This is a genomic window from Sphingomonas sp. 22R3R2A-7 (genome assembly GCF_036856055.1).
Classification (GTDB): domain Bacteria; phylum Pseudomonadota; class Alphaproteobacteria; order Sphingomonadales; family Sphingomonadaceae; genus Sphingomonas.
In genome coordinates this window covers 1259423-1278258 of record NZ_JASPFR010000001.1, presented here as the reverse complement: position 1 = coordinate 1278258, position 18836 = coordinate 1259423, and the positions used below count along the sequence as shown (strand labels likewise).

At 68.1% G+C, this 18836-nt stretch carries 16 protein-coding genes and 3 pseudogenes; 18 read left to right on the top strand and 1 reads right to left on the bottom strand.

Annotated elements, in window-relative coordinates; genetic code table 11:
* Positions 1-44: 44 nt before the first annotated feature.
* The 13 genes and pseudogenes from QP165_RS06110 (at position 45) to alaS (ending at position 13342) form a co-directional block, all read left to right on the top strand.
* Positions 45-365, top strand: a complete 321-nt coding sequence (locus QP165_RS06110) for a DMT family transporter (RefSeq protein ID WP_056016307.1) — start codon at positions 45-47, stop codon at positions 363-365.
* 300 nt (positions 366-665) lie between these two features.
* The gene (gene uvrC / locus QP165_RS06105; protein ID WP_333994469.1) at positions 666-2591 is read left to right on the top strand and encodes an excinuclease ABC subunit UvrC; all 1926 of its coding nucleotides are present in this window, start codon (positions 666-668) and stop codon (positions 2589-2591) included.
* A gap of 104 nt (positions 2592-2695) precedes the next feature.
* A complete protein-coding gene (locus QP165_RS06100; RefSeq protein WP_333994466.1) occupies positions 2696-3409 on the top strand; it encodes a hypothetical protein in 714 nt (237 codons plus the stop codon).
* Positions 3406-3663 (top strand): hypothetical protein, encoded by a 258-nt coding sequence (locus tag QP165_RS06095; RefSeq protein ID WP_333994463.1) that lies wholly within the window; start codon positions 3406-3408, stop codon positions 3661-3663. Before QP165_RS06100 ends, QP165_RS06095 begins: the two co-directional genes overlap by 4 nt.
* Positions 3663-4589: a GNAT family N-acetyltransferase gene (locus QP165_RS06090; RefSeq protein WP_333994460.1), complete on the top strand. Its 927-nt coding sequence runs from the start codon at positions 3663-3665 to the stop codon at positions 4587-4589. Before QP165_RS06095 ends, QP165_RS06090 begins: the two co-directional genes overlap by 1 nt.
* 103 nt (positions 4590-4692) lie before the next feature.
* Positions 4693-5409 (top strand): annotated as a pseudogene (gene recO / locus QP165_RS06085) (DNA repair protein RecO); the annotation flags it as partial.
* Between the two features lie 54 nt (positions 5410-5463).
* The gene (leuB, locus tag QP165_RS06080; RefSeq protein ID WP_333996958.1) at positions 5464-6510 is read left to right on the top strand and encodes a 3-isopropylmalate dehydrogenase; all 1047 of its coding nucleotides are present in this window, start codon (positions 5464-5466) and stop codon (positions 6508-6510) included.
* Positions 6507-7634 (top strand): glycosyltransferase family 2 protein, encoded by a 1128-nt coding sequence (locus QP165_RS06075; protein WP_333994458.1) that lies wholly within the window; start codon positions 6507-6509, stop codon positions 7632-7634. Before leuB ends, QP165_RS06075 begins: the two co-directional genes overlap by 4 nt.
* Positions 7635-7691: 57 nt before the next feature.
* Positions 7692-8897 carry a trans-sulfuration enzyme family protein gene (locus QP165_RS06070; protein WP_333994456.1) on the top strand — a complete coding sequence of 402 codons (1206 nt, stop codon included), beginning with the start codon at positions 7692-7694 and terminating at the stop codon, positions 8895-8897.
* Positions 8894-9292, top strand: coding sequence for a Co2+/Mg2+ efflux protein ApaG (gene apaG, locus QP165_RS06065; RefSeq protein ID WP_333994454.1), 399 nt, complete (start codon positions 8894-8896; stop codon positions 9290-9292). The genes QP165_RS06070 and apaG overlap by 4 nt, the downstream gene beginning before the upstream one ends.
* A complete protein-coding gene (locus QP165_RS06060; RefSeq protein ID WP_333994453.1) occupies positions 9289-10095 on the top strand; it encodes a LysR family transcriptional regulator in 807 nt (268 codons plus the stop codon). The genes apaG and QP165_RS06060 overlap by 4 nt, the downstream gene beginning before the upstream one ends.
* Positions 10096-10124: 29 nt before the next feature.
* On the top strand, positions 10125-10655 hold the full coding sequence (locus QP165_RS06055) for a GNAT family N-acetyltransferase (protein ID WP_333994452.1): 531 nt from the start codon (positions 10125-10127) through the stop codon (positions 10653-10655).
* A 44-nt stretch (positions 10656-10699) separates the two neighbouring features.
* On the top strand, positions 10700-13342 hold the full coding sequence (gene alaS / locus QP165_RS06050; protein ID WP_333994450.1) for an alanine--tRNA ligase: 2643 nt from the start codon (positions 10700-10702) through the stop codon (positions 13340-13342).
* A gap of 280 nt (positions 13343-13622) precedes the next feature.
* Here alaS and QP165_RS06045 read toward each other — a convergent pair.
* Positions 13623-15267: pseudogene (locus QP165_RS06045) on the bottom strand (thiamine pyrophosphate-binding protein).
* 104 nt (positions 15268-15371) lie between these two features.
* Between QP165_RS06045 and QP165_RS06040 the strand changes: the two are divergent.
* From QP165_RS06040 to QP165_RS06020, 5 genes and pseudogenes are all read left to right on the top strand, one after another.
* Entirely contained in the window at positions 15372-16082 is a 711-nt protein-coding gene (locus QP165_RS06040) for a CoA transferase subunit A (RefSeq protein ID WP_333994449.1), read from the top strand.
* Between the two features lie 56 nt (positions 16083-16138).
* Positions 16139-17013 (top strand): annotated as a pseudogene (locus tag QP165_RS06035) (HAD family acid phosphatase).
* The gene (locus QP165_RS06030; RefSeq protein WP_056016266.1) at positions 17013-17324 is read left to right on the top strand and encodes a DUF5076 domain-containing protein; all 312 of its coding nucleotides are present in this window, start codon (positions 17013-17015) and stop codon (positions 17322-17324) included. The pseudogene QP165_RS06035 and the gene QP165_RS06030 overlap by 1 nt, the downstream one beginning before the upstream one ends.
* On the top strand, positions 17324-17959 hold the full coding sequence (locus tag QP165_RS06025) for a 3-oxoacid CoA-transferase subunit B (protein ID WP_333994447.1): 636 nt from the start codon (positions 17324-17326) through the stop codon (positions 17957-17959). Before QP165_RS06030 ends, QP165_RS06025 begins: the two co-directional genes overlap by 1 nt.
* Positions 17959-18834 carry an alpha/beta hydrolase gene (locus tag QP165_RS06020; RefSeq protein ID WP_333994446.1) on the top strand — a complete coding sequence of 292 codons (876 nt, stop codon included), beginning with the start codon at positions 17959-17961 and terminating at the stop codon, positions 18832-18834. Before QP165_RS06025 ends, QP165_RS06020 begins: the two co-directional genes overlap by 1 nt.
* The last annotated feature ends 2 nt before the right edge of the window (positions 18835-18836 follow it).

Genomic DNA, 18836 nt, shown 5'->3' with positions numbered 1-18836 from the left:
TTCCGGCGGCCGAGTCTCCAATCTGAGCCCGTTGGAGAATAATCATGTCCTGGCTTATCCTCGGCGTTGCCGTGATCACCGAAATCTGCTGGGCGCTCAGCCTGAAATGGGCGGCGACGATCGCCACGTGGCAGGCGTCGAGCGTCCCGATCGTCCTCAGCTTCGTCAACATGGGTCTGCTCGCACTCGCGATGCGCGGGCTGCCTGCGGGGACTGCCTATGCGATCTGGACCGGTGCTGGCGCGATTGGCGTCATCATCGGCGGCGTCATCCTGTTCGGCGACAAGGTCAGCGGCGTCCAGGCGTGCTTCATGGCGCTGACGGTGGTCGGCATCGTCGGCACCAAGGTCTTCGCGCAGGCCTGATGGTCTCTCGGCCCGAAGGGCATGAAGAAGGTTGATCCACGCCAAGGCGCGAAGAGAAGAATGGTTCACGCGGAGGCGCGGAGACGCGGAGGTGTTGCGCTTTTGGCTGACGTGGCGGCCAGTCAGCGGGTGATGCGAGCCTTCGGCGATCATGGGCGAACACCGCCACCCTAATCTTCTCTCCGCGGCTCCGCGTCTCCGCGTGAACCAAACTCCTTCTCGTCGCGCCTTCGCGCCTTCGCGTGACCATCACTGGCTTCGGCTGGCATAACCCCCTCGCACTCCCTAGATTCCCCAGCGATGTCCTCCCCCAATTCCCCCGACCGGTTCAACGAAGACAAATCCACCTTCGCCGTGCGCGGTGGCGGTGAAGCGCCCGATCTTGCGGCCGGCGTTGCGGCGATCCGCAACGTACTCGAGACGTTGCCGATCCGGCCCGGCGTCTATCGCATGCAGGATGCGCGCGGCGACGTGCTCTATGTCGGCAAGGCGCGCGCGCTTCGCAATCGCGTCGCCAACTACGTCCAGGTCGAGCGGCTGACCAAACGCCTCCAGCGGATGGTGTCGCAGACGCGGTCGATGACGATCGTCACGACCAACAACGAGGCCGAGGCGCTGCTGCTCGAATCGCAGCTCATCAAGCGCTATCGCCCCGCGTACAACGTGCTGCTGCGCGACGATAAGAGCTTCCCGTTCATCCTGCTGCGCGACGATCACGATTTCCCGCGCGTCCAGAAGCACCGCGGCGCGCGGCGCGCGAAGGGCAATTATTATGGCCCGTTCGCGAGCGCAGGGTCGGTCAACAACACGCTCAACGCGCTCCAGAAGCTGTTCCTGTTGCGCAGCTGCACCGACAGCTTCTTCAAGACGCGCGACCGGCCGTGCCTGCTGTACCAGATCAAGCGCTGCTCCGCGCCGTGCGTCGGCCGGATCGACGAGGGCGCGTACAAGGAGCTCGTCGAGGACGCGAAGAGCTTCCTCGCGGGCAAGTCGACCGGCGTGCAGGCCAAGCTCGGCGCGCAGATGCAGGCCGCCGCCGAGAATATGGACTTCGAACTCGCCGCGCTGCTGCGCGACCGGTTGAAGGCGCTGACGTTCATCCAGGGCACGCAGGCGATCAACGCGGAAGGCGTGGGCGACGCGGATATCTTCGCGATGGCGTGCAAGGACGGGCTGATCGGCATCCAGGCGTTCTTCATCCGTGGCGGCCAGAATTGGGGGCATCGCAGCTTCTTCCCGCAGCACACCAACGACGTGCCCGAGGACGAGGTGCTCACCAGCTTCCTCGGCCAGTTCTACGAGGACGTGCCGCCCGCCCGCCAGATCCTGCTCGACCGCGAGCTGCCCGAGGCTGCGCTGCTGGTCGAGGCGCTGGGCGAGCGCGCGGGCTACAAGGTCGCGCTCCAGGTGCCGCAGCGCGGCGATCGCCGCCGCCTGATGGACCAGGCCAAGCGCAACGCGATCGAGGCGATCGAGCGGCGCCAGGCCGGATCGACCACGCAGGCGAAGCTGCTGCGCGAGGTGGCCGACCTGTTCGACCTCGCCGAGCCGCCGCAGCGGATCGAGATCTACGACAACAGCCATATCCAGGGCACCGCCGCGACCGGCGCGATGGTCGTCGCGGGCCCTGAGGGCTTCCGCAAGGGCCAGTATCGAAAGTTCAACATCAAGAACAAGGAGACCATCCCGGGCGACGATTTCGGGATGATGCGCGAGGTTTTCACGCGGCGCTTCGCGCGCGCACAGGCCGAGGATCCCGATCGCGACTCGGGTGAGTGGCCGGATCTGGTGCTGATCGACGGCGGCAAGGGGCAGCTCAACACGGTCAAGGCCGCGCTCGAGGAGATCGGCGTCGAGGACGTATGCCTCGTCGGGATCGCCAAGGGGCCGCAGCATGGCCGCGACGGGCGCGAGGTGTTCCACATGCTCGACGGCCGCGAATTCCAGCTGCCCGTCAACGCGCCGGTGCTGTTCTATCTCCAGCGCTTACGCGACGAGGTCCACCGCTTCGCGATCGGCGTCCACCGCGACAAGCGCAGCAAGGCGATCGGCGCCAGCCCGCTCGACGAGGTCCCCGGTATCGGTCCCGCGCGGAAAAAGGCGCTGCTGATGCATTTCGGCACCGGCCGCGCGGTCCGCAATGCGAGCCTGCAGGATCTGCAACAGGCACCGGGCGTCTCGGCGGGGGTCGCGCAACAGGTGTACGACTTCTACCATTCGCGGTGAATGATGCTGTCGTCCCGACGGCAATCCGCCGAAGTGCGACAGCAACGCGGCGTTTGGACGAAACTAGCAACTTAATCTTCATCATATATTGCTACACGTGATTAGTGACCACGGCCGCGTTCCTGACGATCGATACCGAGTTCGCCTGGCGGCATCATGCCGCGGGGCTGGACGTCGAGGAGATTTATGCACGGTCGCTCGAACCCGCCGGCGTCGGGCTTGGCTATCAGCTGGCCGAGCTTGCGCGCCATGATCTGAAGGCGTGCTTCTTCGTCGATCCGATGCCCGCGCTCCTGTACGGGATCGAGCCGATTCGGCGGATGGTCTCGACGATCCGCGATGCGGGGCAGGAGGTGCAGCTGCATCTCCACCCGGCATGGACCGATGCGGTGGCAGGCGACGGCGGTCGCGCTCATGGCCGTTTCGATCTGTCCGACCATGACCGCGCGACGCAACGCGCGCTGATCGTCCGCGCCACCGATCTGCTGATCGCGGCAGGCGCACCGCACCCTGTCGCGTTTCGTGCGGGCAGCTATGCCGCGAATGATCACACGCTGGATGCGCTTGCCGAACTCGGCTTCGCCTATGACAGCAGCCATAACGGCGCGGTGTTCGGATCGAGCCACATCATGCTGCCCAAGCGCCAGATTGCACCGATCGTGCCGCTAAGGATTGCGGGCCGGGGTCTGGTCGAAATTCCCGTCACCGTCGTCGAGGATACGCCGGGGCGTTTGCGGACGCTGCAGCTTTGCGCGCTGTCGTCGGGGAAAGTCGACGCGCGCTCGAGCATGCGGTCGCGGCGGGTCATGTCGCGGTGACGATCGTCAGTCATGGTTTCGAGCTCGCGAATCGGCAGGGCAACCGCGCGAACGCCGTGCATGTCCGCCGGTTCGAAGCGCTCTGCGCCACGCTCGATGCGATGCGCGACGCGCTGCCGACCTGCCATTTCGGGGATCGACCGCCGCTGGCGCTGGGACAGGACGACCGGCCGCTCGCGCGCGATCCGATTCGCCGGGGGCTGCGTCAGGCGGAGCAGCTCTGGTCGAACTGGGTCGAAGAACGCGCGGGCTGATGACCGCTGCGGCCCCGGCGGTGGCTTCGACCGCTTCAATACAGCTGAAATTCCAGATCGGCGCGCGGACGGTGGCGGCGATCCCTAGGCGGCTCGTGCGGGTCGCGCTGTCGCTCGACGACGTCCTGAGGGACTGTCCGGTCTCGCTCCCGCCGCTGCCCGCGGATGCGCAAGGCTATGCGATCACTTCGCTCCCCGTGTCGCGGATCGGGGAGATCCGGGCGGGCGGGCTGCTCACCTTCGTGCGGCAGCGTTATGTGCGCTATCATACCGACCTGACGATCGGCGCGGAGGCATGGCTCGCGACGCTGTCGGGCAGTGCGCGGTCGGGGTTGAAGCGCAAGATGAAGAAGCTGGCGGCGCTGTCGGGCGGCACGCTCGACGTTCGCGCCTATCGCACCGCAGCCGAGTTCGCGATTTTTCATCCCCTCGCACGCGCCGTGTCGGCGACGACATATCAGGAGGCGCTGCTGGGGTCGGGGCTGCCCGACGGCACCGGGGCGATGGACCGTTTTCACGCGCTCGCCGCCGAGGACCGGTTGCGCGCATGGCTGTTGTTCGTCGAGGACCGGCCGGTCGCCTATCTGTGCTGCACCGCGGATGGAGACACTCTGCGCTACGATCATGTCGGCCACGACCCCGCATGTAACGCGCTGTCGCCCGGCGCGGTGCTGCAGGTCGAGGCGATGCGCGCGCTGTTTGCGGATCGTTTCGCCCGGTTCGACTTCACCGAGGGGGAAGGGCAGCACAAACGGCAGTTCGCGACCGGGGGGACGGCGTGCGTCGACCTGTTGTTGTTGCGGCCGACGCTGGCGAACCGCACGATCATCGCGTCGCTGGGCGCATTCGACGGGGCGGCTAGCTGGGCGAAGCGGACGCTGTCGCATCCGCGGCTCGTGCGGGCGCTACGGGCGGTACGGCGGTGATGTTCGGCTGTGCCTCCCGATCGTGATCGGGATGACGCCGCGGCTGTGCCGGTTCTCCTATTCCGTACTCCCCCTCGCTGCGCGGGACGCGTAAGGACGGCGCATGCATCTTCGTGCGTCCGCCATCGTCGTCGCCGTTCGCCAGCACGGCGAGCATGGCGCGATCGTGCGCGCGCTGACGCGCGAGGACGGCGTGCAGCCGGGCTATGTGCGCGGCGGGCGGTCGCGGGCGATGCGGCCGGTGTTGCTGGCCGCCAACGTGATCCAGGGCGAATGGCGCGCGCGGACCGGCGAGCAGCTTGCCGCGCTGACCGCGGAACTGATCCACAGCCGCGCGACGCTGCACGGCGAACCGCTCGCGGCGGGAGCGCTCGAATGGGCGACCGCGCTCGCGGCGGTCGCGCTCCCCGAGGCGCAGCCCTATCCGCATATCCACGATGCGCTCGACGGGGTGCTCGGGGCCATCGAGGCGGCGCCGACCGCGCGCGGCTGGGCAGCGGCGCTCGTGCGGTATGAATTGCTCGTGCTGGCGGAGCTCGGCTTCGGTCTCGATCTCGACCGGTGCGTCGCGAGCGGCGCGGTCGACGATCTCGCGTTCGTCAGCCCCCGCAGCGGGGCGGCGGTCTCGCGCGGTGCTGCGCATGGTTACGAGGCCAAGCTGCTCCCGCTGCCCGCGTTTCTCGTCACCGGCGGCGAGGCGGGATGGCCCGACATCTTCGACGGGCTGCGTCTGACCGAGCATTTCCTGACGCGCGATATCCTTGTCGAGCGCCGCGCCGAACCGCTCGCGGCGCGCGGCCGCCTCGTCGATCGGCTCAAAGGGCGGTTGCGTGAGCGCGGCTTGCCCGGCAAGGGCGGCGGCGGAGGAACGCACATGCCCCTGATCGCGATACTGGCCGGCGACGGCATCGGACCCGAAGTGACGGCGGAGGCGCGACGCGTGCTCGACCGGCTCGGCCTCGATCTGACCTTCGAAGAGGCGCTCGTCGGGGGTGCCGCGTACAAGGCGGCGGGGCATCCGCTGCCCCCTGAGACGCTGGCGCTCGCGCGCCGCGCGGATGCGGTGTTGTTCGGTGCGGTCGGCGACCCCGATTGCGATCGGCTCGAGCGGCACCTGCGCCCCGAACAGGCGATCCTGGGGTTGCGCAAGGAGCTGGGGCTGTTCGCCAACCTGCGTCCGGCCAAACTGTTCGCGGGACTCGAGGATGCGTCGTCGCTGCGCCCGGAGATCGCACGCACGATCGACATGGTCATCGTCCGCGAGCTGACCGGCGACGTGTATTTCGGTGCCAAGGGCATCCGGACGACCGACGGGGGCCTGCGCGAAGGCCATGACGAGATGCGTTACGACGAGGCGGAGATCGCCCGGATCGCGCGCGTCGGGTTTGAGACCGCGCGCACCCGCAAGAGCAAGCTTCTGTCGGTCGACAAGGCCAACGTCCTTGAGACGTCGCAGCTGTGGCGCGACGTCGTGATCGAGGTGTCGGCGGACTATCCCGACGTCGCGCTCAGCCACATGTATGTCGACAACGCGGCGATGCAGCTGGTGCGCGATCCCGGCCAGTTCGACGTCGTCGTCACCGGCAATCTGTTCGGCGACATCCTGTCCGATCAGGCGTCGATGTGCGCGGGGTCGATCGGCATGCTCCCCTCCGCCGCGCTCGATGGTACCGGGCGCGGGCTTTACGAGCCGATCCACGGCAGCGCGCCGGACATTGCGGGGCAGGGCAAGGCGAACCCCTGTGCCGCGATCCTCTCCGCGGCGATGATGCTCCGGCATTCGCTCGATCTGCCAGACCCTGCCGACCGGATCGAGGCGGCGGTCGCCGCGGCGATCCTCGACGGTGCGCGGACGCCCGATCTCGGCGGATCGATGACGACGCGCGCGATGGGCGATGCGGTGATCGCAGCGCTCGGATGATTCCCGCTTTGCTCGACGTGTCGGACGTCCCCGCCTTGCTCGAACTGGCGGTGGTCATCCCCACGTTCAACGAGAAGGCCAACGTCCCGACGCTGATCGCCAAGCTCGACCAGGCGCTGGCGGGACGTCGCTGGGAGGCGATCTTCGTCGACGACGACAGTCCCGACGGTACCGCGGATGCTGCGCGCGAACTCGGGCGGATCGATACGCGGGTGCGCGTGATCCAGCGGATCGGCCGCCGCGGCCTGTCCTCGGCATGTATCGAGGGGATGTGCGCGACCGCGGCGCCGGTCGTCGCGGTGATCGACGGCGATCTCCAGCATGACGAGACGTTGCTGCCGGCGATGCTCGACCTGCTGCAGGCGGGCGATCACGACGTCGTGATCGGGTCGCGCTTTGTCAGCGGCGGCGGGACGGGCGACTGGGACCGCGACCGTGTCGCAAAATCCGCGCTCGCGACGCGCCTGTCGCGCCGCGTGCTGAAGGCAGATCTCAGCGATCCGATGAGCGGCTTCTTCGCGATCCGCACCGAGGTCGTGCGCACGCTCGCGCCGTCGCTGTCGGCGATCGGGTTCAAGATCCTGCTCGACCTGCTGACCGCCAGCCCGCACCCGCTGCGCTTCGCCGAGCTCCCCTACACATTCCGCGTCCGGACAGAGGGCGAGAGCAAGCTCGATCACGTCGTCGCGATGGAATATCTGATCGCGCTGTACGACCGCATGTTCGGGCGGTTCGTCCCCGTCCGGTTCGCGATGTTCTCCGCGATCGGGGTATTCGGGGTGGGCATCCACATGGCGGTGCTGACCGCGGTGTTCATCGGGCTCGGCACATCGTTTCTCGTCGGGCAGATCATCGCAACGCTCGCCGCGCTCACGATGAACTTCTTCCTCAACAACGCGCTGACCTATCGCGACCGGCGGTTGAAGGGCTGGCGGCAGCTCGCGGATGGCTGGGTGTCGTTCGCGGTGATCTGTTCGGTCGGCGCCGTCGCCAATGTCGGGATCGCGGCATTCCTGCACGACATGCGCAACGATGCCTGGGCCGCGTCGGCGCTGGTCGGCGTGCTGGTCGGTGCCGTCTGGAATTACGCCTTGTCATCCAAGTTTACCTGGGGGCGTTACTAGCGCGATCGACCCTCCGCAGGGGTTGTCATCACCGCCCGCCCCCGGCAAAGCGTCGCCATGAAGCGCAAGACCGGCCAGGATCGTTCGATCACCCAGAATTGGCGTCCCCAGACGCAGGCCATTCGCGGCGGCACCGCCCGCAGCGAATATGGCGAGACGTCCGAGGCGTTGTTCCTGACCTCGGGCTATTGCTACGACAAGGCCGGCGACGCCGCCGCGCGTTTTTCCGGCGAACAGGACGGGATGACCTATTCCCGGCTCCAGAACCCGACGGTGCAGATGCTCGAGGAGCGGATCGCATTGCTCGAGGGGGCCGAGGCGTGCCGGTCGATGGCGACCGGCATGGCAGCGATGACCGCGGCGTTGCTGTGCCAGCTGCAGGCGGGCGATCACCTGGTCGGCGGCCGCGCGGCGTTCGGGTCGTGCCGCTGGCTGACCGACACGCTGCTGCCCAAGTTCGGGATCGCCACGACGATCGTCGACGCACGCGATCCGCAGGCGTTCCTCGACGCAGTGCGCCCCGAGACCAAGGTGTTCTTCTTCGAGACGCCCGCCAACCCGACGATGGACATCGTCGACCTCAAGGCGGTGTGCGACATCGCGCGCGAACGCGGGATCACGACCGTCGTCGACAATGCGTTCGCGACGCCGGCGTTGCAGCGGCCGATGGAATTCGGTGCGGACGTTATCGCCTATAGCGCGACCAAGATGATGGACGGGCAGGGGCGCGTCCTCGCGGGTGCGGTGTGCGGGACCGAGGATTTCATCACCAACACCTTGTTGCCCTTCACGCGCAACACCGGGCCGACGCTCTCGCCGTTCAACGCCTGGGTGGTGCTCAAGGGACTCGAGACGCTCGACCTGCGTATCCGCCGCCAGTCGGAGAATGCACTAAAGGTCGGCGCGTTTCTCGAAGCGCGCGTGCCGCGTATCCTGCACCCGGGCCTCGCCAGCCATCCGCAGCACGAGCTCGCGATGACCCAGATGGACGCGTGCGGCCCGATCTTCGCGTTCGAGGTCGAGGGACGCGAACAGGCGCACGGCCTGCTCGACGCGCTCGAACTGGTCGATATCTCGAACAATATCGGCGATTCGCGGTCGCTGATGACTCACCCCGCCTCGACCACGCATGCCAGCGTCTCGCCCGACAAGCAGGCGGAGATGGGCGTGACCGAGGGGCTGCTCAGGCTGAACGTCGGGCTCGAGGACGTCCGCGACGTGATCGACGACCTCGATCGCGCGCTGGGCCGGGTCGGACTATGAAGGCGCTGTTCCCCAACGCGGCGACCACGCGCGGGGTAACGGTGCGCGTCTCGGTCAGCTATCTGCCCGAACAGTCCGAGCCGCAGCGCGGCCGCTGGTTCTGGGCCTATCACATCCGGCTCGAGAATGACGGGCCCGGCGCGGTGCAGCTGCTCACCCGGCACTGGATCATCACCGACGGGCGCGGGGCGCGGCACAGCGTCGAGGGCGAGGGCGTCGTTGGCGAACAGCCGCTGATCGAGCCGGGCGCGAGCTTCGATTATGTCTCGGGCTGCCCGCTCGCCACGCCGACCGGCGCGATGCAGGGCTCGTACCGGATGGTCGACGACACGGGCGCAGGGTTCGACGTGACGATCCCGAACTTCTCGCTCAGCGCGCCTGCGGTGACATCGTGAAGCGGACGCATCTGCCGCTCAACGGACTGCGCGTGCTCGATGCGGCGGCGCGGCATCTGTCGTTCACGCGCGCAGCCGACGAACTCGCGGTCACCCCCGCCGCGGTCGGGCAGCAGATCCGCGCGCTCGAGGATACGCTTGGCGTCGTGCTGTTCCGGCGTACCACGCGCGGGCTCGAACTGACCCCCGAGGCCGAGGCGGGTCTCGGACCACTGCGCAACGGCTTCCTCCAGTTCGAGGAGGCGGTCCGTGCGATGCAGGCGGGGCAGACGTCCAAATCGCTGACGATCGCCGCACCGCGCGACCTGACCGAGAAATGGCTGATGCCGCGGCTCGCCGAGATCGCGGCGGGGGACCCGGACCTGCGTTTCGTGCTGATCACCGCGGACGAGACGGTCGATTTCACCGAAGCCAATCTCGACCTCGCGATCCGCTGGGGCGATGGTCCGGGCGAGAATGAGGGCGAGGCGCTCGAATCCGAAGGGCTCGTCACGATTGCGGCGACCGGCAGCGTGTCCGAGGCGATCATCGCCTGGCCTGGCGCGCCTGTTAATGATCCAGCGGCGGGAGATACCACCGCGCTCGTCCGCGTCGGCGATGCGGGACTCGCGATCGATGCAGCGGCGGCGGGGCTTGGCCGAGCGACCGTGCCCGAGCTGCTCGCGCGCCGTGTGCTCGACGCCGGCACGGTCCGGCTGATCGGCGATGCGCAGCCGTCGCGCGGGGGCTATTGGCTCGTCGCGCCGCTGCCGCAGTGGCGTCAGAAGAAAGTGCGTGCGCTCGTCGACGCCCTGATCGCTTGAGGCGTCGCGCACTACCCCATCCGGTGCTGGTGACTCCGCGCCTGCGGTTGCGGCCGTTGGTACAGGCGGATGCGGTCGCGCTGCATCCGACGCTCGCCGATGCAGCGCTGATGACCTATTCGGCGGATGGCCCGCTCACGTCGATCGAGGCGACGCGCGCCTATCTGCTCGAGGATGCCGCCGACGTGAACTGGCGCGCCTGGGCGATCACGCGGCACGGCGACGACCGCGCGATCGGCTGGGTGTCGGGCGGGCGGATGCGCGGGCAGGGGGTGACCGAGATCGGCTTCATCCTCGCGCGCGCGCACTGGGGCCGCGGCCTTGCCAGCGAAGCGGTGTCGGCGGTGCTCGACCAGCTGTTCGCCGAGGGGCAGCACCGCGTGTTCGCCGATGCCGACAGCGAGAACAACGCGTCGATCCTATTGCTCGAGCGGCTGGGGTTCCGGCGCGAGCGTCTGCTGCGCGGCGAATGGGAGACGCATATGGGGCTGCGCGACAGCCTGATCTACGGGCTTCACGCGGATGACTGGCTCGCGGCGGCGCTGCCCCAAACCGCGTAACGCGGTCACTTGAGCGAACCCCGTTGCTCGCCTAAGTCGGCGGCATGACATCGACGAACGACATCCGCCGCGGCTTCCTCGACTATTTTGGTTCGCAGGGGCACCAGATCGTGCCCTCTGCGCCGCTCGTGCCGCAGAACGACCCGACGTTGATGTTCGTCAACGCCGGAATGGTGCCGTTCAAGAACGTCTTCACCGGCCTCGAAACACGCCCCTACACGACCGCGACCTCGTCGCAGAAGTGCGTCCGCGCGGGCGGCAAGCACAATGATCTCGACAATGTCGGCTATACCGCGCGGCATCACACCTTCTTCGAAATGCTCGGCAATTTCTCGTTCGGCGAGTATTTCAAGGAACAGGCGATCACGCACGCCTGGACGCTGCTGACCAGGGAATGGGGCCTGTCGCCGGACAGACTGACCGCGACCGTCTATCACACCGACGACGAGGCGTTCGATCTCTGGAAGAAGATCGCGGGCCTCCCTGAGCACCGCATCATCCGCATCCCGACCAAGGACAATTTCTGGTCGATGGGCGACAACGGGCCGTGCGGGCCGTGCTCGGAAATCTTCTACGACCACGGCGACCACATCCCCGGTGGCCCTCCCGGCAGCCCCGACGAGGACGGCGATCGCTTCGTCGAGATCTGGAACCTGGTGTTCATGCAATATGAGCAGGAAAATGCCGAGATCGTCGGCAATCTGCCCAAGCCCTCGATCGACACCGGCATGGGGCTCGAGCGGATCGCCGCGGTGATGCAGGGCGTCACCGACAATTACGACACCGACACGTTCAAGGCGCTGATCGCCGCGTCGGGCGCACTGACGCATACCGCGACCGACGGCGCCAACACCGCCAGCCACCGCGTGATCGCGGATCACCTGCGCACCGCGGGCTTCTTGGTCGCGGACGGCGTGCTGCCCGCGAACGAAGGCCGCGGCTACGTGCTGCGCCGGATCATGCGCCGCGCGATGCGGCACGCGCATATCCTCGGCGCCAAGGAGCCGTTGATGCACCGGCTGGTCCCTGCGCTCGTCACCGAGATGGGTGCCGCCTATCCCGAGCTGTCGCGCGCCCGCCCGCTGATCGAGGCGACGCTGCAGCAGGAGGAGACGCGGTTCCGCCAGACCCTCGACAAGGGGCTGAAGCTCCTCGACGAGGCGACCGCGGACATGACCGAGGGGACGCTCGCGGGTGACGTCGCGTTCAAGCTCTACGACACCTATGGCTTCCCGTACGACCTGACCGAGGACGCACTGCGCGAACGCGGTCTGGCGGTCGACCGCGAAGGTTTCGACACCGCCATGGCCGAGCAGAAGCGCGCCGCGCGCGCCGCCTGGAAGGGCTCGGGCGCGAAGGCTTCGGACGATATCTGGTTCGACATCGTCGAGCAGAGCGGCGGCACCGAGTTTCTCGGCTATGCGTCGGACACCGGCGAGGGCGAGGTCGTCGCACTGGTCAAGGACGGTGCGCGCGTCGACCATGCGACCACGGGCGACACGGTCTCGATCGTCGTCAACCAGACGCCCTTCTACGGCGAGAGCGGCGGGCAGGTCGGCGATGCCGGGCACATCTCGACCGATACCGGGCTGCGCGCGACCGTCACCGAGACGTCGAAGCAGCTCGGCCGCGTGTTCGTCCATCACGCGATCATCGATGCGGGCGGCATCAAGGTCGGCGAGTCCGTCAAGCTCCAGATCGACGTCGCGCGCCGCGCACAGATCCGCGCCAACCACTCGGCGACGCATCTGCTCCACGAGGCCTTGCGCGAACGGCTCGGCAAGCATGTTGCGCAGAAGGGGAGCCTGGTCGCGCCCGATCGCCTGCGCTTCGATTTCTCGCAGCCGGTCGCGATGACGCCCGCCGACATCGCGCAGGTCGAGGCCGACGTGAACGCGCAGGTCCGCGGCAACGGCGCGGTCACCACGCTGCTGATGACCCCCGACGACGCGATCGCGATGGGCGCGATGGCGCTGTTCGGCGAGAAATATGGCGACGAGGTCCGCGTCGTGTCGATGGGATCGACCGACGAGGGCACCTATTCGATCGAGCTGTGCGGCGGCACGCACGTCACCGCGCTTGGCGATATCGGGCTGTTCAAGGTCGTCGGCGAGGGTGCGGTGTCTAGCGGCGTGCGTCGCGTCGAGGCGCTGACCGGCGAGGCTGCGCGCGCCTATCTGACCGGGCGCGACGATCGCCTGCGCGAGGCGGCGGCGGCGTTGAAATCGACCCCCGACGAAGTGCCCGCGCGCGTCGCGGCGCTGATCGAGGATCGCCGGCGTCTCGAGCGCGAGCTCGCCGATGCGAAGAAGGCACTGGCGCTCGGTGGCGGCGGCGGCGGTGAGGCGGCGGGCCCCGAAGAGATCGGCGGCGTGGCGTTCATAGGGCAGGTGCTCAACGACTTCGAGGCGAAGGGCCTGCGCGGCGCGGTCGACGAGGCCAAGCAGCGGCTGGGGTCGGGGATCGCGATGCTCGTCGCGATCAACGATGGTCGCGCTTCGGTCGCGGTCGGCGTGACCGCGGATCTGGTCGGCACCCGCAACGCGGTCGACCTGCTGAAGATCGCGGTCGCGACGCTCGGCGGGCAGGGCGGTGGCGGCCGTCCCGACATGGCGCAGGGCGGCGGTCCCGATGGCGCCAAGGCGGCGGACGCGGTGGCCGCGGTGCGGGCCGCGCTGGCGGGCTGAGGGGCTCACCGGCTTCCTGCTCCGTGCCGTTCCCCCGCGGACGCGGGGGCCCCGCTAAGTACCGATAGCTCCCGCTACCCTGGGCCCCCGCCTTCGCGGGGGAACAGCGAGGGTAGGGCGCTTACCAAACATCGCCCCCACCCCGGCGAAGGCCGGGGCCCAATTGGGAAGGTCGATGTAACGGAAGGCCGTCGGTCGTTATTGCCGTCCCCCAATTGGGCCCCGGCCTTCGCCGGGGTGGTGCATAGGCTCCGGTAGTGGCCTCATCACCAGCTAAGCATTACGCCGCCCCGCGCACTTTCGTCAGCGTCGTGCCCGCGGTGATCGCCTCGATATCCGTCACCAGGTGCAGCAGCCGCACGCCCGACTGCCCCATCGCGCGGTCCAGCGCAGCGACGAAATCGCCCGTCTGCGTCACCGTTTCCGCCCAGCATCCATAAGCGCGCCCGAGCGCCGCAAAGTCCGGATTGCGCAGCGCCGTCCCCGACACCCGCCCCGGATACTCCCGCTCCTGGTGCATCCGGATCGTGCCGTAGCCCCCGTTGTCGACGATCAGTACCAGCATGTCCGCCCCGTGCGCGACCGCGGTCGCCAGCTCCTGCCCGTTCATCAGGAAACACCCGTCGCCCGCGAGCGCGACTACCGTCCGCTCGGGATGCCGTAGCGACGCCGCCACTGCTGCGGGTACGCCATACCCCATCGCCCCGGCAGTCGGCGCGAGCTGCGTGCCCGGTCCGGCATAGGCCCAGTAGCGATGCCACCAGCCCGAATAATTCCCCGCGCCGTTGCAGATGATTGCATCCGTAGGCAGCCGCTCGCGCATCGCGGTCACGCACGGCCCCAAGTCCATCGCGAGGTCGCGCGGGCGCGGCGTCGACCAGTCGAGCCACTCGGCATGCGCCTCCTGCCCGGCGGTGCGTGGCGGCAGGTCGACCGCGAGCAACGCCTCGGCGAACTCCGCCATCCCCGCACACACCGCGACGTCGGCGCGGTAGGCGCGGTGCAGCTCATCCGGATCGGGATGGACATGGATCAGCCGCTGCCCCGGATGATCGGGCGTGACCAGCGCATAGCCATCGGTCGTCGCCTCGCCCAGCCGCGGGCCCACGACGAGCAGCAGATCTGCCGCCTTCACCCGCTCGACCAGCTTGGGGTTGGGGCCATAGCCCAGATTGCCCGCCCAGACGGGGCAATCGTTCGGAATCGCGTCCTGCCGCCGGAACGCCGCGGCGACCGGAATGCCGTTGCGATCCGCCCAGGTCGAAAACGCGCCCGACGCGGCGACGTCCCAGCCCGCACCGCCGACGATCGCGACGGGCCGCTCGGCGGTGGTCAGCAGGTCGGCGAGCAGATCCATCGTATCGGTGTCGCAGCCTTGCGCGACGCGCTCGACCCGCGGCCGATCGACCGCGTCGACGACGTCGAGCAGCATGTCCTCGGGCAGCGCGAGCACCACCGGCCCCGGCCGCCCCGAAAGCGCCGTCGCATAGGCGCGCGCGACATATTCGGGGATCCGTCGTGCGTCGTCGATCCGTGCCGCCCATTTGGCGACGGCCCCGAACATCGCCTGGAAGTCGATCTCCTGGAACGCCTCGCGGTCGCGCGTGCCGCGGTCGATATCGCCGACGAACAGGATTATCGGCTGCGAGATCCTGCATCGCGACATGCACGCCGATCGACGCATTGGTCGCACCCGGCCCGCGCGTCACGAAGGCAATGCCCGGCCGGTGCGTCAGCGTGCCGTCCGCGCACGCCATGAACGCGACGCCGCCCTCCTGTCGGCACACCACCGTCTCGATCGCAGGCGTATCGTGAAGCGCATCGAGGACCGCGAGAAAGCTCTCGCCCGGCACGGTGAAGATCCGGTCGCACCCTTGCGCGACGAGTTGATCAACGAGGATGCGGCCGCCGGTACGCTTGGTCATAACAATCTCCTGCCCGCACCCTAACCGCGCGATCCGCGCGAAGTCGAGGCGTTGCCGTCGCCCGCCTCGCGCTTTATGCGATGGCAAAGACCAGAGGAGGATGCATGGCGAACAAGCGCTACACCGATGCGGCAACGGCACTTGAAGGCGTGCTGTTCGACGGCATGACGATCTGTGCGGGCGGGTTCGGGTTGTGCGGCATCCCCGAGCGACTGATCGATGCGATCGAGGCGTCGGGGGTCAAGGATCTGACGATCGCCAGCAACAATGCCGGCATCGACGGGCAGGGGCTCGGCAAGCTGCTCCGCTCACGCCAGGTCAAGAAGATGATCTCGTCCTATGTCGGTGAGAACAAGGAGTTCGAGCGGCAATATCTGAGCGGTGAGCTCGAGGTCGAGTTCTGCCCGCAGGGCACGCTCGCCGAGCGTTGCCGCGCAGGCGGCGCGGGGATTCCCGGCTTCTATACCAAGACCGGCGTCGGCACTTTGGTGGCGGAGGGCAAGGAGGTGAAGAATTTCGACGGGCAGGATTACATCCTCGAACGCGGCATCCGTGCGGACCTGAGCATCATCAAGGGCTGGAAGGCGGACGAGAGCGGCAACCTCATCTTCCGCAAGACCGCGCGCAACTTCAACCAGCCGATGGCGACCGCGGGCAAGATCTGCGTCGCCGAGGTCGAGGAGATCGTCCCCGTTGGCAGCCTCGATCCCGACACGATCCATCTGCCGGGAATCTACGTGAAGCGGATGATCGTCGGTGCGCCCTACGACAAGAAGATCGAATTCCGCACTGTCCGCGAGCGGGTCTCGGCGTGACATCGGCGCCGTTCTCCCGCTCCCGCGGGAGCGCCGGGCCGCGGGCATTCCGACGGGTGGCCTGGACCCCTGCATTCGCAGGGGCACTCGCCCTGCAAGGGTGCGTCAGCGTGTCGGCGCCGACTTCGATCGCGCCTGCACCGACCGCAGCCGTGCCCGTCACCGTCGACGGCGTCCCCGCGGGGATGCAGTATCTCTATGCCTCGGGCGAGGCTGCCGCGGTCAGCATCCAGGCGTGGAACGCGCTCGTCGGCTATGTCCGTGCGCAGCGCTCGCCGGTATCGGTCGTGCTCGCACCCGGTGCGACCTTGGCCGCGCCGAGCTGGATCGCGTGCGGCGGCAAGCCGAAAGCCGCGGTGTTCGACGTCGACGAAACCGTCCTGCTCAACCTCGGCTTCGAATATGACGCGGCATCCGGCCAGCCCTGGTCCGATAGCCGCTGGCAGGCGTGGGAGCGCACCGGCATCAAGCAGGTCGCGCCCGTCCCCGGCGCGCGTGCGGCGCTGACGCAGCTCCGCGCGATGGGCGTCACGGTCGTCTTCAACTCCAACCGTTCCGCCGCCAACGCCGCGCAGACGCAGGCGGCGATCGACGCCGCGGGCCTTGGTCCCGCGCGCCACGGCGACACGCTGTTCCTCGCGGGCGACGACGCGATGGGGTCGAAGAAGGATGGCCGGCGCGCGATGATCGCCGCGAAATACTGCGTCGTCGCGATGGGCGGCGATCAGCTCGGCGATTTCAGCGATCTGTTCAACGCAGGCCAGACTCCGCGGCGCGTCGTGCCGTCGTCCAGTCGCCCGCGCTCGCCGCGAAATGGGGGGCGGGGTGGTTCGTGCTGCCCAATCCCGTCTACGGCACCGCGCTGAAAGGCACGCGCGACGAGGTCTTTCCGCCCGCGATCCACTGGGCGCCGACACAGGGAGTCCAGTGATGACCGACCATCCCAATGCGATCAAGCTTGACGCAGGCGCCGCGCTGACCGGCGAATCGCTCGAGGTGGCGCGGATCTGGATCACCAACAATGCGGGCAGCAACGTGCTGATCGATGCGGGGGTGCTCGAGGATCCGACGGTGTTCGGCTATCTCCTCGCCGACACGATCCGTCACGCCGCGCGCGCCTATGCGGCCACCTGGGACATCGCCGAGGACGCCGCGTTGCAGGCGATCGTCGACGGCGTCAGCGCGGAGCTGCGCGACCAGGTCACGACCATTACTACCATCCAGGAAGGAACGCTCAACTGATGCCGTGGGATCGCAACCAGATGGCCGCGCGTGCCGCCAAGGAACTGAAGGACGGCTATTACGTCAATCTCGGCATCGGCATCCCGACGCTTGTCGCGAACAACATCCCCGACGGCATGACCGTCACGCTCCAGTCGGAGAACGGGATGCTCGGGATCGGTCCGTTTCCTTTCGCGGGCGAGGAGGATGCCGACCTGATCAATGCGGGCAAGCAGACGATCAGCGAACTACCCTCGTCGGTGTATTTCAGCTCGTCGGACAGCTTCGCGATGATCCGCGGCGGGCATATCGACCTGACCGTGCTCGGCGCGATGGAGGTCAGCGAAGACGGCGACATCGCCAACTGGATGATCCCGGGCAAGATGATCAAGGGCATGGGCGGCGCGATGGATCTCGTCGCGGGCGTCAAGCAGATCATCGTCGTGATGGATCACACCGCGAAGGACGGCACGCCGAAGTTCATCCCGTCGTGCTCGCTGCCGCTGACGGGCAAGAACGTCGTCGACATGATCGTCACCGATCTGGCGGTGTTCCAGCGCGCCGACCATGGGTCGCCGTTCAAGCTGATGGAACTCGCGCCGGGCGTCACTGCGGATGAGGTCGCGGCGAAGACGACGGCACGCTACACCGCCTGATGAAACGCGCCGCCATCGTCCTGGCGCTGATCGTCATCCTGATCGCGGGTGCGGCGTTCAGCGCGGGTCCCGGCACGCTCAGCGTGCTGGACGGCGTGATGGGCGGCGGGCGCGGGACCGCGCGGGTGCGCGAGGGGGTGCCGTTCGGGACGCACGGGCAGAAGCTCGACGTGTGGCGGCCATCGGGGGGCATCAAGACGGGACTGCCGGTGCTCGTCTTCTGGTATGGCGGCGGGTGGGTGCACGGGTCGCGCAGCGACTATGCCTTTGCCGCGCGCGCCTATGCGAAGGCAGGCTACGTCGTCGTGATGCCCGACTATCGCAAGGTCCCCGACGTGCGCTTCCCCGCCTTCCTCCAGGACGGCGCCGAGGCGATGAAATGGACGCGCGACCATATCGCGCAGTCCGGCGGCGACCCGAACCGGATTGCGGTCGCGGGCCATTCCGCGGGAGCGTACACGGTCGCGATGCTGACGCTCGACGAGCGCTGGCTGAGGGCGGAGGGCGTCGACCCGCGCATCGTCAAAGCCGCAGTCGGGCTGTGCGGGCCATATGATTTCTATCCCTTTACCGCCAAGCGCGCGATCGATGCGATGCAGGGCGCGACGGACCCGGTGATGACCCAGCCGATCCACTTCGCGCGGCACGACGCACCGCCGATGCTGCTGGTGAGCGCGGGCGACGACACGCAGGTGAAGCCGCACAACGCGATCAACCTCGCCGCAAGGTTGAAGACGCTCGGCGCACCGGTGACGCATGTCGATTATCCCGGCCTCAGCCATGAAAACGTCGCGATGGCACTCTCGAAGCCGTTCCGGGGCAAGGCGCCGGTGCTGGCCGACAGCGTGGCCTTCCTGAAGCGGGCGATGCCCTGAAC